The organism is Streptomyces sp. URMC 126 (assembly GCF_051386555.1).
In the GTDB taxonomy this organism is placed as follows: Bacteria; Actinomycetota; Actinomycetes; order Streptomycetales; family Streptomycetaceae; genus Streptomyces.
On sequence record NZ_JBPQTX010000730.1, the window covers coordinates 1 to 324 of the forward strand.

Consider the following 324-nt stretch of genomic DNA (forward strand, 5'->3'; position numbering starts at 1 on the left):
GACCTGGGCCGAGGCAGGATTCCCAACATCCCGGCCGAGATGGGGATCCGTTCGGCCTGGAAGTACGACAGGCAAGGTCTGCTCGCCCGGACTGCGGTGGCGATCGGCGTCTCCGCCCTGGCCTGGGCTCTGCTCAGGAGCAGGACCGGCAGCAGGCGACGCAACGAGAGCCGTTCTTAACATCGTTCGGGCATTAGACCGCAGCAAGAATTGTCGATCGGGAGTCTCCCAATGAACTTCGAAGGCAAGGTCGCACTGGTGACCGGAGGCAGCTCAGGAATCGGCCGCGCGGCCGTCCTGCGCTTGGCCGCCGAGGGCTGCGCG

1 protein-coding gene is annotated in these 324 nt (G+C 66.0%); it reads left to right on the forward strand.

The genetic code is table 11. The features are described from left to right. On the forward strand, window positions 1–180 hold a 180-nt coding region (locus tag ACSNOK_RS33660), incomplete at its 5' end, for a hypothetical protein (protein WP_436784563.1). Window positions 181–324: the final 144 nt, after the last annotated feature.